Raw genomic sequence first — 12,795 nt, 5'->3', positions numbered from 1 at the left:
TTAAAGAAGCCCCCCGTCAGAGTCCTGCTATGCGGGGTTCGCAGGCGCGGGGCTTTTTTGTATGATGTGCGACCCGTGCGCACTGGGCGCCGATAGAGGTTGAGCATGCAGGCCCTAGAAGTTAAGAGCTTCCTTGAAGGAAAGCTGCCTGAAACGACTGTAGAAGTCGAAGGCGAAGGCTGCAATTTCCAGCTGAACGTGATTAGCGATGAACTGGCGGCATTGAGCCCGGTCAAGCGTCAGCAGCAGATCTATGCCCATTTGAACCCATGGATCACCGATGGCAGCATCCATGCGGTCACTATGAAATTTTTCAGCCGCGCGGCCTGGGCCGAGCGCACCTGAGCCCCCAAGGCGTCGAGATTCTTATGGATAAATTGATTATTACCGGCGGTGCCCGCCTTGATGGCGAGATTCGCATTTCCGGTGCGAAAAACTCCGCCTTGCCGATCCTGGCAGCGACCCTGCTGTGCGATGGCCCGGTGACTGTGGCCAACCTGCCGCACCTGCACGACATCACCACCATGATCGAGCTGTTCGGTCGCATGGGCATTGAGCCGGTGATCGACGAGAAGCTGGCCGTCGAAATTGACCCACGTACCATCAAGACCCTGATTGCCCCGTACGAACTGGTGAAAACCATGCGTGCGTCGATCCTGGTGCTGGGCCCGATGGTTGCCCGTTTCGGCGAAGCCGAAGTAGCCTTGCCTGGCGGTTGCGCCATTGGGTCGCGTCCGGTCGACCTGCACATCCGTGGCCTTGAGGCCATGGGCGCAGTCATAGACGTCGAAGGCGGCTACATCAAGGCCAAGGCGCCGGAAGGCGGCCTGCGCGGCGCGAACTTCTTCTTTGATACCGTCAGCGTCACCGGTACCGAGAACATCATGATGGCCGCTGCCCTGGCCAACGGTCGCAGCGTGTTGCAGAACGCCGCACGCGAGCCGGAAGTGGTCGACCTGGCCAACTTCCTCAACGCCATGGGCGCCAAAGTTTCCGGCGCTGGCACTGACACCATCACTATTGATGGTGTAGAGCGTCTGCACACCGCCACCTACAAAGTCATGCCTGACCGCATCGAGACCGGTACCTACCTGGTTGCCGCTGCCGTGACCGGTGGCCGTGTGAAGGTCAAGGACACCGATCCGACCATCCTGGAAGCCGTCCTGGAAAAACTCAAGGAAGCCGGCGCAGAGATCACCACCGGCGAAGACTGGATCGAGCTGAACATGCACGGCAAGCGGCCAAAAGCCGTCAACGTGCGTACCGCTCCGTACCCGGCGTTCCCGACCGACATGCAAGCGCAGTTCATCTCCTTGAACGCGATTGCCGAAGGCACCGGTGCCGTGATCGAGACCATCTTCGAAAACCGCTTCATGCACGTGTATGAACTGCACCGCATGGGCGCCAAGATCCAGGTCGAAGGCAACACCGCCATCGTCACCGGGATCAACAAGCTCAAGGGCGCGCCAGTAATGGCAACCGACCTGCGTGCCTCGGCCAGCCTGGTAATCTCGGCACTGTGCGCCGAAGGTGACACCCTGATCGACCGCATCTACCACATAGACCGTGGTTACGAGTGCATCGAAGAGAAACTGCAGATGCTCGGCGCGAAGATTCGCCGCGTACCGGGCTAGTCCCTGTTTGTGGCGAGGGAGCTTGCTCCCGCTGGACTGCGTAGCAGTCCCGCTCTTCGAGGGCCGCTTCGCGTCCCAGCGGGAGCAAGCTCCCTCGCCACAGTTTGTTGTTGACTGGTTTGTTTCAAATCGAGGCTGTCATGGCCTCGATCTGTGTCTGGCGCCGTTTGCGACCGGACAGCAATAGCCTGATGAAGGACTGACATTTCCCATGTTGACCATCGCACTGTCCAAGGGCCGCATCCTTGACGACACGTTGCCGCTTCTGGCTGAAGCGGGCATCGTGCCGACCGAGAATCCGGACAAGAGCCGCAAGCTGATCATCCCCACGACCCAGGACGACGTGCGCCTGCTGATCGTGCGGGCTACCGACGTGCCGACCTACGTTGAACATGGCGCCGCCGACCTGGGTGTTGCCGGCAAGGACGTGCTGATGGAATACGGTGGCCAGGGCCTGTACGAGCCTCTGGACCTGCGCATCGCCCTGTGCAAGCTGATGACCGCTGGCCGCGTGGGTGATGTCGAGCCCAAGGGCCGCCTGCGGGTCGCCACCAAGTTCGTCAACGTTGCCAAGCGCTATTACGCCGAACAAGGCCGTCAGGTCGATATCATCAAGCTCTACGGCTCCATGGAGCTGGCACCGCTGATCGGGCTGGCCGACAAGATCATCGACGTGGTCGACACCGGCAACACCCTGCGTGCCAACGGTTTGGAGCCCCAGGATTTTATCGCTGACATCAGCTCCCGCCTGATCGTCAACAAAGCATCGATGAAGATGCAGCACGCCCGTATTCAGGCGTTGATCGACACCCTGCGCAAGGCAGTGGAGTCTCGACACCGCGGTTGACTCACCCGCGTAGCTGAAGAGCTGCGCCCGTCTATCCGCCTCATAGCCAGAATTCTCAGGTGCCCAAGCGGAAACGACTGCTAGTTTAGGGCGCCTGAGTTTTTGCCAATTCTATTGAGGCCCTCGCTATGACCACGTCCACTGCAATTGCCCGACTCAACGCTGCCGACCCGGATTTCGCCCATCATCTGGATCATCTGCTGAGCTGGGAAAGCGTGTCTGACGACTCGGTCAACCAGCGGGTGCTCGACATCATCAAGGCCGTGCGTGAGCGCGGTGATGCTGCGCTGGTGGATTTCACCCGCCAGTTCGACGGCCTGGACGTGCAGTCCATGGCTGACCTGATCCTGCCGCGTGAACGCCTGGAGCTGGCGCTGACGCGCATCACCGCACCGCAGCGCGAAGCCCTCGAAGTCGCTGCGGCGCGGGTACGCAGCTATCACGAAAAACAGAAGCAGGACTCCTGGAGCTACACCGAGGCCGACGGCACTGTGCTGGGCCAGAAGGTCACGCCACTGGACCGCGCCGGCCTGTACGTGCCGGGCGGTAAGGCGTCGTATCCATCGTCGGTGTTGATGAATGCGATCCCGGCCAAAGTCGCCGGCGTGACCGAAGTGGTCATGGTGGTGCCGACCCCCCGTGGCGAGATCAACGAGCTGGTGCTGGCTGCCGCCTGCATCGCCGGTGTCGACCGGGTATTCACCATTGGTGGCGCCCAGGCCGTTGCAGCGCTGGCCTATGGCACCGAAAGCGTGCCGAAGGTCGATAAAGTGGTCGGTCCCGGCAATATCTACGTCGCCACCGCCAAACGCCATGTGTTTGGCCAGGTCGGTATCGACATGATCGCCGGTCCTTCCGAAATCCTCGTGGTGTGTGACGGCCAGACCGACCCGGACTGGATCGCCATGGACCTGTTCTCCCAGGCGGAGCACGATGAAGACGCCCAGGCGATCCTGGTCAGCCCCGATGCCGAGTTCCTCGACAAGGTCGCCGCCAGCATCAATAAGCTGCTGCCGACCATGGAGCGTGCCGAGATCATCGAGAAGTCGATCAACGGCCGTGGTGCGCTGATTCGGGTGCGTGACATGGAGCAGGCCATTGAAGTGGCCAATCGCATCGCACCGGAGCACCTTGAGCTGTCCGTAGCGGACCCACAGGCCTGGTTGCCATCGATCCGTCACGCTGGGGCGATCTTCATGGGCCGTCACACCAGCGAAGCCCTGGGCGACTATTGCGCCGGCCCCAATCACGTGTTGCCCACCTCCGGCACTGCGCGTTTCTCGTCGCCGCTGGGGGTGTACGACTTCCAGAAGCGCTCGTCGATTATCTTCTGCTCGCCACAAGGCGCTTCCGAGCTGGGCAAGACCGCCTCGGTGCTGGCCCGTGGTGAATCCCTCAGCGCGCACGCACGCAGCGCTGAATACCGCATCGTCAAGGGAGCGTAAGGCATGAGCAAATTCTGGAGCCCTTTCGTCAAGGACCTGGTGCCTTACGTACCCGGTGAGCAACCGAAGCTGACCAAACTGGTCAAGCTCAACACCAACGAAAACCCCTACGGCCCATCGCCCAAGGCGCTGGCGGCAATGCAGGCCGAGTTGAACGACAACTTGCGCCTGTACCCGGACCCCAACAGCGACCTGCTCAAGCAGGCCGTGGCCAGGTATTACGGGATCGATGCCGGCAAGGTGTTCCTCGGCAACGGTTCTGACGAAGTCTTGGCGCACATCTTCCATGGCCTGTTCCAGCACGATCTGCCGCTGCTGTTCCCGGATATCAGCTACAGCTTCTACCCGGTGTACTGCGGCCTGTACGGCATTACGTTCGACGCGGTGTCACTGGACGAACAGTTCCAGATTCGGGCCGCTGACTATGCCAGGCCCAACGGCGGGATCATCTTCCCCAACCCTAACGCGCCCACCGGCTGCGTACTGGCGCTGGACGCGGTGGAGCAGATCCTCAAGGCCAGCCCGGATTCGGTGGTGGTGGTCGATGAAGCCTATATCGACTTCGGCGGCGAAACTGCCATCAGCCTGGTCGACCGTTACCCGAACCTGCTGGTGACCCAGACCCTGTCCAAATCGCGCTCACTGGCCGGTTTGCGTGTGGGCCTGGCTGTGGGCCACCCAGACCTGATCGAGGCGCTAGAGCGGGTCAAGAACAGCTTCAACTCCTACCCGTTGGATCGGTTGGCGATTGTTGGCGCGGCGGCCGCGTTTGACGACCGTGAATACTTTGAGAAAACCTGCCAGTGGGTGATCGACAGCCGCAACCAGGTCGTCGCGCAATTGGAAGCTAAGGGATTCGAGGTATTGCCATCGGCAGCGAACTTCATCTTCGCCCGTCACCCGCGGCATGACGCTGCAGGGCTGGCCGCCAAGTTGCGTGAGCAAGGGGTGATCGTGCGGCACTTCAAGCAGGAGCGGATTGCCCAGTTCCTGCGGATCAGCATCGGGACGCCGGAGCAGAACCAGGCGCTGATCGACGGGCTCGGTGAGCTCTAACAGACGCTGAAAATCAAATGTGGGAGCTGGCTTGCCTGCGATGACGGTGTAACAGTCGACCTATCTGTCGTTTGATACACCGCTATCGCAGGCAAGCCAGCTCCCACACTGATTTGCGTTTAGTCAGTTACAGCAGCGGCTCATCCGGCTTCTTGTTCTTCCAGCCATCATTGCCCGGTAGCAGCAAGTTCAAACCAATTGCCACCACCGCACACAGGGCGATGCCCTTGAGGCCGAAATCATCCGGGCCGGTGCCGGTACCCACCAGCACACCGCCAATCCCGAACACCAACGTTACCGACACAATCACCAGGTTGCGCGCCTCGCCCAGGTCGATCTTGTGGCGAATCAGCGTGTTCATCCCCACCGCGGCAATCGAGCCGAACAGCAGGCACAGAATCCCGCCCATCACCGGCACCGGGATGCTCTGCAGCAGCGCGCCGAACTTGCCGATGAACGCCAGGCTGATGGCAAACACTGCCGCCCAGGTCATGATTTTCGGGTTGTAGTTCTTGGTCAGCATCACGGCGCCGGTCACTTCGGCGTAGGTGGTGTTCGGCGGGCCGCCAAACATGCCGGCAGCCGTGGTGGCGATACCGTCACCCAGCAGCGTGCGATGCAGGCCAGGCTTTTTCAGGTAATCGCGGCCGGTCACGCTGCTTACCGCAATCACACCCCCGATATGCTCGATCGCCGGGGCCAGTGCTACCGGGACGATAAACAGGATCGCCTGCCAGTTGAACTCCGGCGCGGTGAAGTGGGGCAGGGCGAACCAGGGGGCGGCGGCGATTTTCGCCGTGTCGACCACACCAAAGTAGAACGACATGGCAAAACCCACCAGCACGCCGGAAATGATCGGCACCAGGCGGAAAATGCCCTTGCCGAACACCGCCACGATCAAAGTGGTAAGCAGCGCTGGCATCGAGATCAGCATCGCCGTCTGATAGTGGATCAGCTCTGCACCGTCGCCAGACTTGCCCATGGCCATGTTGGCGGCAATCGGCGCCATGGCCAGGCCGATCGAGATAATCACTGGGCCAATCACCACGGGCGGCAGCAGCCGGTCGATAAAACCGGTGCCCTTGACCTTCACGGCCAGTCCCAGGAACGTATAGACGAAACCCGCCGCCATCACGCCGCCCATGGTCGCCGCCAGGCCGAACTGGCCCTTGGCGAGAATGATCGGGGTGATGAACGCGAAGCTCGATGCCAAAAATACCGGCACCTGCCGCCCTGTCACCACCTGGAACAACAACGTGCCCAGGCCTGCGGTAAACAGCGCGACGTTTGGATCAAGACCTGTGATCAGCGGCATCAACACCAACGCGCCAAATGCTACGAAGAGCATTTGTGCGCCAGACAGGATCTGGCGCCAAAGCGGGTCGTTGAATTCATCCTGCATGCTCACGCGTCCTTCTGCTTGGTGCCGAAGATCTTGTCACCGGCATCGCCCAGGCCCGGGATAATGTAGCCGTGTTCATTCAGGCGCTCATCGATGGATGCGGTGTAGATCTGTACATCCGGATGGGCCTTCTCGACGGCGGCGATGCCTTCTGGCGCGGCCACCAGCACCATGGCGCGGATGTCCCGGCAACCGGCTTTTTTCAGCAAGTCGATGGTGGCGACCATGGAACTGCCGGTGGCGAGCATCGGGTCGATGATCATGGCCAGGCGTTCGTTGATTTCCGGGACGAGTTTTTCCAGGTAGGTGTGGGCCTGCAGTGTTTCTTCATTGCGGGCTACGCCCACGGCGCTGACCTTGGCGCCCGGGATCAGGCTGAGTACACCTTCGAGCATACCGATACCGGCACGCAGGATAGGGACGACGGTAATTTTCTTACCGGCGATTTTCTCCACTTGTACGGGACCAGCCCAACCGGGGATCTCGTAGGTTTCCAGGGGCAAATCCTTGGTGGCTTCGTAAGTGAGCAACGCTCCGACTTCCTGAGCAAGCTCACGGAAGTTCTTCGTGCTAATGTCGGCACGGCGCATAAGGCCGAGTTTGTGTCGGATCAGCGGGTGGCGGATCTCGCGAGTGGGCATAGGAAAGGCTCCGGCGGCGGGCAAAAAAACCGGCCTAGATTAATCTATCCGAGGGTGTTGTCCTATAGACATCAAGTACGTTAGTCCATAAAGGCTTGATTGGAGCGCACGAGAAGCGTACCTTCGCCCGCTTTTCTTGCCACAGCACCCCCTTGGAGAGCGCCATGTCTGCTGATCTCGAGCATATCCGTCAAATCATGCACGAGGCTGACTGCCTGTACACCGAAGCGCAAGTCGAAGCAGCGATCGCCAAGGTTGGCGCGCACATCACCCGCGAAATGGCCGACACCAACCCGGTGGTCTTCTGCGTGATGAACGGTGGCCTGATCTTCGCCGGTAAATTGCTGACTCACCTGCAGTTCCCGCTGGAAGCCTCTTACCTGCACGCCACCCGCTATCGCAATGAGACCAGCGGCGGCGACTTGTTCTGGAAGGCCAAGCCGGAAGTGTCGTTCATCGACCGCGATGTGTTGATCATCGATGACATTCTCGATGAAGGTCACACCCTGGGCGCTATCATCGATTTCTGCAAACATGCCGGCGCACGCAAAGTGCACACCGCCGTGCTGATCGACAAAGACCACGACCGCAAGGCGCGCCCAGAGCTGAAAGCCGACTTTGTCGGGTTGCCGTGCGTCGACCGTTATATCTTCGGGTATGGCATGGACTACAAGGGCTACTGGCGTAATGCCAATGGCATCTACGCCGTTAAAGGAATGTAATCGATGGCCCGCTTTCTTGATCAGACGCTGTTTGCCGAGTTGGCCGAGAAAGCGGCCGCCAATCCCCGTGGTCGTCAAAACGTTAACTTCCATGAGATGCAAGAGCCTTGTCATCGCATGGCCGTCGGTTTGCAGCCCAGCACCTATGTACAGCCTCACCGTCACCTGAGTGCCGATAAGGCGGAGACGTTGCTGGTGCTCAAAGGGCGTCTGGGAATCCTGATTTTCAGCGAGACGGGGGAAGTGTTGAGCACGCGTGTGTTGGAAGCGGGCGGGGAATGCCAGGGCGTCGACCTGTCGCCCGGCGTGTTCCATGGCCTGGTAGTGCTTGAGCCGGACAGCGTGATGTTTGAGTGCAAGGCTGGCCCTTACCGCGCTGTGGGTGAGGGTGAGCTGGCCGACTGGGCTCCCCGTGAAGGCGAGGCAGGTATGGCTGAGTATCATCGCTGGATGCTTGCCCAGTTCGACTGAGCAAGCCCCGTCCCACATTGCTTTCTCACCGCTTTCGAAGCCGGCGTCGCGCAGGTAGACTTCAAGCCCCGTGTAAATGTCTGCAGGCTGGAGTCGGTAATGCGTAAAGATAAGAAACAGGTGATTGGCGACGAAATCGGTGACGACCAGATCAAGTTGTTCCTGGACTTCGAGCCGGTTGATGCGACGTCGCCGTCCCTGCACAAACTGATCAAGGCCTATCGCGGCCTGCGTATCGACGACTTCGAGCGTTTCCTGGGCTTTTTCAAAGAAGCAGGCCTGGACCTGGACGGCAAGGACGAGCATGGCCAGACCTTCGTCGACCTGATCAAAGACCAGCGCAACGCCGCCGAATACATCGAGCTGATCGACAACGCCCGCGGCTGATTATCCGAGCCACAAAAAAACGCCCCGGCCTCATGAGAGGCCGGGGCGTTTCGCGCTCGTTCCCACGCTCTGCGTGGGAATGCATTCTGTGACGCTCTGCGTCACGACCTCACGCGTAGCTTTCAGCCTCGTTGCTTTGCTCCACCAGCTCCAGGCTGATGTTGTTCTGCGTGTTGAGCTTGCGATACAGCTCGGCGTCCGTCTCCAGCACTTTCTCGCGTGCCGGGAAGATCTCATGCAGCTTGGTAGCCCACTCACCGGCGGCTTTCTCCGGGAAGCAGCGCTCGATCAGCTCCAGCATGATCGAGACCGTGACCGAAGCACCAGGAGACGCGCCCAGCAGTGCCGCAAGCGAACCGTCCTTGGCCGCGACCAGTTCGGTGCCGAACTGCAGCACGCCGCCTTTCTTCGGGTCTTTCTTGATGATCTGCACGCGCTGGCCGGCCACTTCCAGGCGCCAGTCTTCGGCTTTCGCCTCCGGGTAGAAGCGACGCAGGGATTCCAGGCGCTGTTCCATGGACTGGCGCACTTCGCTGACCAGGTACTTGGTCAGGTCCATGTTGTCGCGGGCCACGGCCAGCATCGGGCCGATGTTGCCGGCGCGAATCGACATCGGCAGGTCAAGGAACGAGCCGTGCTTGAGGAACTTGGTGGTGAAACCAGCGTATGGCCCGAACAGCAGGGATTTCTTGCCATCCACCACGCGGGTGTCCAGGTGCGGCACGGACATCGGCGGCGAGCCCACGGCAGCCTGGCTGTAGACCTTGGCCTGGTGCTGCTTGACCACTTCCGGGTTGTCGCAACGCAGCCACTGGCCGCTCACCGGGAAGCCGCCGAAGCCTTTGCTCTCTTCGATGCCCGAGGCCTGCAGCAACGGCAGCGCCGCACCGCCAGCGCCGAGGAACACGAACTTGGCATCGACGTCGCGGCTGTTACCGCTGTTGACGTCCTTGATGCTCACGGTCCAGCCTGCGCCGTTGCGCTTGAGGCCGGTTACGCGCTTGCAGTACTTGACCTGGGCGTCTGGCGAACTGGTCAGGTGGCTGAGCAGCTGATTGGTCAGGGCGCCAAAGTTGACGTCGGTGCCGTTCATCACGCGGGTGGCGGCGATTTTTTCGTCGAGCGGGCGGCCCGGCATCATCAACGGCATCCACTCGGCCATTTCGCTGCGGTCTTCGGTGTAGTGCATGTCCGAAAACGCGTGGTGCTGGCTGAGGGTCTCAAAGCGCTTCTTGAGGAAGGACACGCCTTTGTCGCCCTGCACGAAGCTCAGGTGCGGCACCGGGCTGATGAACGACTTGGACGAGCCAAAGGTGCCTTTCTTGGTCAGGTAAGCCCAGAACTGCTTCGACACCTCGAACTGGGTGTTGATGTGCACGGCTTTCTTGATGTCGATGGAACCATCGGCGGCCTGTGGCGTGTAGTTCAGCTCACACAGCCCGGCATGGCCGGTGCCGGCGTTGTTCCACGGGTTGGAACTCTCCGCGGCACCCGAGTCCATCAGCTCAACGACTTCCAGCGTGAGGCTGGGGTCGAGCTCTTTGAGCAGTACGGCCAGGGTGGCACTCATGATGCCGGCCCCTACCAGTACTACGTCGACTGCTTCGTTATGCGCCATTTAACGCGTCTCCAAAATCTGCAGCACCAAATTGACGGCATGGCTGCCAGGAGTGACGGGGCGATTCACGTGTTGCCCCAGGTTACCCATGGCCAGGATCGCCATGTCCGTTTCGCAATTCTTTGCAACTTCAGCACACGCTTCCTGCCGGGCTAATCTGCCTATGAACGCATTCATGGGCGCCTGTGGCAATTCGACTTATGGTCAAAGCGTGCGATTCGTGCAACCAATCCGTAGCGGACAGGCTCAAGCTCCGGTTTTTGAGGAAGGCTCGATCCTGTGTAATTGGGCTGACCCAGACGCTGATGGTGCTTGTACAAACGCCAAACTATTCATTTGCTCGCCACACTCTTGTGAAGTTGTGAAAACCCGTTTTTTCACGCTCTTTTGAAGACGTGAACCTCAAAAAAGGGCTGCCCCAGCCTGGCACCTGGCCCGTAAACCTCTGCCGACACGCGGCAAAACGGGCAAACAACTCAAGTGGCCGAGCGCAATGGCAGCTCTGGCAGATTCGATGAAAGACGGGGTGGTTTGCAAAGGAAACAGCAAGCACGCCAGCTTCACTCGATCTGTGTGGGCGGCTCTCTGTGGGCGATTTTGGGGGCTAATGCCTGGGCATTAACGATGCTGCGGGGCCCGATCAGGAGACGTCCTTATAATCGGGGGGAGATTGTAGCGAAGAATGCCAAGGAAATGGGCGTGTTTTATGACTTTTATTCGGGTCCCGGTCAGGAGGCCAACGCTTGCCGATGTTGTGCGCGAAAAACCTGCGGGCTGACCCGGGCGCTGGCCGGCAGTGGGCGGTGCATCCAGCCCAGGTGAGTCTCGGTCACTTCCACCCAGCCTTCACCGACGGGCGGCAGGCTGCACTGCTTGAATGCCTGGCAATGGCCTTTGGCATCGAGCAAGGCAAAGTGACGATGGCGGGTGTGTGACATGAACAGGGTCTTGAGAAGGCGCATGGCTGTGTACCTGGTGTGTTACATGCTTGAAGGTTGCCAGTGTGGCATGACACTGGGGTGACGAATTTATGCGAATTTGTAATTTGCACCGGGGCTTCAGTCGTCGTTCAGGATCGCTGGTGAGTGGCGCGCGTGCACCGTTATACTGGCGACCTGTCTGCACCTAGTCCTGGAGAAATGCGATGTTGCAACGCCTGTTGTTCGGTTTGATCACTGTGACCAGTTTGACCCTTGTCGGCTGCGCCAACAGCCCGCAACAACTCAGCCCGCAACCTAAAGTCACTGCGCCGTTGGCTGCGGTAGGCCATGGCCAGCCGGTGTCGGTGCGCGTGGTCGACGGTCGTCCGTCGCCGACCCTGGGCTCGCGTGGCGGCCTGTACCCGGAGACCGCACTGATTTCGGTGACCGGCCAGGATGTGCTGCCCAAGTTGCAGGCCCAGGCTGAAGCTGCTGTGCGTTTGTTGGGCTTTACGCCGACCAACTCGCCAGGCGTACCACAACTGACCGTGACCCTGGCCGAGCTTAAATACCAGTCGCCCAAAGACGGCCTGTATGTGACCGAGGCTTCCATCGGCGCCACCTTCAAGTCTGACGTCAGTGCCGGCACCCGCCGTTACAGTGGCCGCTACGCCGCCTCGCTCAACCAGCGTTTCGGCATGTCGCCCAACCAGGAAACCAACACCAAGCTGGTCAGCGACGTGCTCAGCGATGCCCTGACCCGCCTGTTCAAGGACCCAAGCATCGGCCAACTGCTCAGCGCGCAATAAGCCGCTCACAAAAAAACCGGGCTCATCGCTGAGCCCGGTTTTTTTATGCCTGTGGTTTTGTCATGCCGCCGTATCGACATAAAAGTCCAGCATGCTCACGCCGGTGAGCACATCCAGCTCCGGCAGATCGGCATGCTGGTGCCCGCCGAGGGCGCAATACACCAGCCAATGGCGGTCCTGAACGTTGAACGCGAGGCTGCCGATCAGCGCCTCCTGTTCATCGCTCTGGGCGATCAGATACAGCCGATCCTGGTTTTGCGCATGCAGCATGACAAGCTCCTCAAGCGTCGAAGGGCAACAGAGTGGCTTGTTAAGGTGACGTTCAGGTGACGGCGTAAATTACTGGATACATTAGCCGTCCATGGGGAAGGAGCATTAAAGGCGCAGGAGGCGACGATCGTTCAGGAGTGTATCTGGACTGATACCCGAACACTGGTTCACCGAGGTTTGCGATGGCGCTGCCCGCACTGCTCATTAATATTGTTGCCCTGTTGGTTGCCTGCTCGGGCGCCTGGGTGCTGTTCATCACCCGCCTGCATGCACAGCGTGCGATGGCCGACCTGGCCCTGCGCAGCGAAGAGCGCGCTATCGACCAGCCGATGCTGTTTCTGGATACACGCACCGAACGGGCGCATCGCCTGGCGTACCGCGTCGGTTTTGCTTGCCTTGGCCTGGCCCTGGCCATCTCCTGGCTCAGCACCCACTTCTAATTCCACTGCAAAACCAAATGTGGGAGCGGGCTTGCCCGCGAAGGCGGTGTATCAGCCGCTGAATCTTTAACTGACCCACCGCTATCGCAGGCAAGCCAGCTCCCACACTGGCCATGTACTGCCCACAGAATCA

The 12,795-nt window shown here is 60.2% G+C and carries 15 protein-coding genes; 10 read left to right on the top strand and 5 right to left on the bottom strand.

Annotation, left to right across the window (positions count from 1 at the left end):
* The first annotated feature begins 105 nt into the window (after window positions 1-105).
* The 5 genes from MHH62_RS11365 to hisC all read left to right on the top strand — a co-directional run bounded on the left by MHH62_RS11365 (window position 106) and on the right by hisC (window position 4,982).
* Window positions 106-345 (top strand): BolA family protein, encoded by a 240-nt coding sequence (locus MHH62_RS11365; protein WP_003188597.1) that lies wholly within the window; start codon window positions 106-108, stop codon window positions 343-345.
* Window positions 346-368: 23 nt separating this feature from the next.
* A complete protein-coding gene (gene murA / locus MHH62_RS11360; RefSeq protein ID WP_339232969.1) occupies window positions 369-1,634 on the top strand; it encodes a UDP-N-acetylglucosamine 1-carboxyvinyltransferase in 1,266 nt (421 codons plus the stop codon).
* Window positions 1,635-1,845: 211 nt separating this feature from the next.
* A complete protein-coding gene (gene hisG, locus MHH62_RS11355; protein ID WP_003188599.1) occupies window positions 1,846-2,481 on the top strand; it encodes an ATP phosphoribosyltransferase in 636 nt (211 codons plus the stop codon).
* Window positions 2,482-2,609: 128 nt separating this feature from the next.
* Window positions 2,610-3,926, top strand: a complete 1,317-nt coding sequence (hisD, locus tag MHH62_RS11350) for a histidinol dehydrogenase (protein WP_020301263.1) — start codon at window positions 2,610-2,612, stop codon at window positions 3,924-3,926.
* A 3-nt stretch (window positions 3,927-3,929) separates the two neighbouring features.
* Entirely contained in the window at window positions 3,930-4,982 is a 1,053-nt protein-coding gene (gene hisC, locus MHH62_RS11345) for a histidinol-phosphate transaminase (protein ID WP_014716942.1), read from the top strand.
* Window positions 4,983-5,109: 127 nt separating this feature from the next.
* Here the strand turns inward: hisC and MHH62_RS11340 are convergent, their stop codons facing one another.
* On the bottom strand, window positions 5,110-6,384 hold the full coding sequence (locus MHH62_RS11340; protein ID WP_032903371.1) for a uracil-xanthine permease family protein: 1,275 nt from the start codon (window positions 6,382-6,384) through the stop codon (window positions 5,110-5,112).
* A gap of 2 nt (window positions 6,385-6,386) precedes the next feature.
* Window positions 6,387-7,025: a uracil phosphoribosyltransferase gene (gene upp / locus MHH62_RS11335; RefSeq protein WP_003188608.1), complete on the bottom strand. Its 639-nt coding sequence runs from the start codon at window positions 7,023-7,025 to the stop codon at window positions 6,387-6,389.
* A gap of 164 nt (window positions 7,026-7,189) precedes the next feature.
* Between upp and MHH62_RS11330 the strand changes: the two genes are divergently transcribed.
* From MHH62_RS11330 to MHH62_RS11320, 3 genes are all read left to right on the top strand, one after another.
* Window positions 7,190-7,747, top strand: a complete 558-nt coding sequence (locus MHH62_RS11330; RefSeq protein WP_003188610.1) for a hypoxanthine-guanine phosphoribosyltransferase — start codon at window positions 7,190-7,192, stop codon at window positions 7,745-7,747.
* Between the two features lie 3 nt (window positions 7,748-7,750).
* A complete protein-coding gene (locus MHH62_RS11325; protein ID WP_020301262.1) occupies window positions 7,751-8,218 on the top strand; it encodes a WbuC family cupin fold metalloprotein in 468 nt (155 codons plus the stop codon).
* 99 nt (window positions 8,219-8,317) lie between these two features.
* Window positions 8,318-8,605 carry a PA4642 family protein gene (locus MHH62_RS11320; protein ID WP_003188614.1) on the top strand — a complete coding sequence of 96 codons (288 nt, stop codon included), beginning with the start codon at window positions 8,318-8,320 and terminating at the stop codon, window positions 8,603-8,605.
* A 109-nt stretch (window positions 8,606-8,714) separates the two neighbouring features.
* Here MHH62_RS11320 and mqo read toward each other — a convergent pair whose 3' ends face one another.
* A complete protein-coding gene (gene mqo / locus MHH62_RS11315; RefSeq protein ID WP_014716944.1) occupies window positions 8,715-10,223 on the bottom strand; it encodes a malate dehydrogenase (quinone) in 1,509 nt (502 codons plus the stop codon).
* A 728-nt stretch (window positions 10,224-10,951) separates the two neighbouring features.
* Entirely contained in the window at window positions 10,952-11,185 is a 234-nt protein-coding gene (locus MHH62_RS11310; protein ID WP_014716945.1) for a hypothetical protein, read from the bottom strand.
* A gap of 182 nt (window positions 11,186-11,367) precedes the next feature.
* Here MHH62_RS11310 and MHH62_RS11305 point away from each other — a divergent pair, with 182 nt between their 5' ends.
* Window positions 11,368-11,952 carry a YajG family lipoprotein gene (locus MHH62_RS11305; RefSeq protein ID WP_014716946.1) on the top strand — a complete coding sequence of 195 codons (585 nt, stop codon included), beginning with the start codon at window positions 11,368-11,370 and terminating at the stop codon, window positions 11,950-11,952.
* A 60-nt stretch (window positions 11,953-12,012) separates the two neighbouring features.
* Here MHH62_RS11305 and MHH62_RS11300 read toward each other — a convergent pair whose 3' ends face one another.
* Window positions 12,013-12,222, bottom strand: a complete 210-nt coding sequence (locus MHH62_RS11300) for a hypothetical protein (RefSeq protein WP_014716947.1) — start codon at window positions 12,220-12,222, stop codon at window positions 12,013-12,015.
* 182 nt (window positions 12,223-12,404) lie between these two features.
* Between MHH62_RS11300 and MHH62_RS11295 the strand changes: the two genes are divergently transcribed.
* Window positions 12,405-12,662: a hypothetical protein gene (locus MHH62_RS11295; protein ID WP_014716948.1), complete on the top strand. Its 258-nt coding sequence runs from the start codon at window positions 12,405-12,407 to the stop codon at window positions 12,660-12,662.
* Window positions 12,663-12,795: the final 133 nt, after the last annotated feature.

Origin of the sequence: Pseudomonas sp. FSL L8-0168 (assembly GCF_037976155.1) — a bacterium.
Lineage (GTDB): Bacteria > Pseudomonadota > Gammaproteobacteria > Pseudomonadales > Pseudomonadaceae > Aquipseudomonas > Aquipseudomonas paracarnis.
This window is presented reverse-complemented; position numbering and strand designations above follow the sequence as displayed.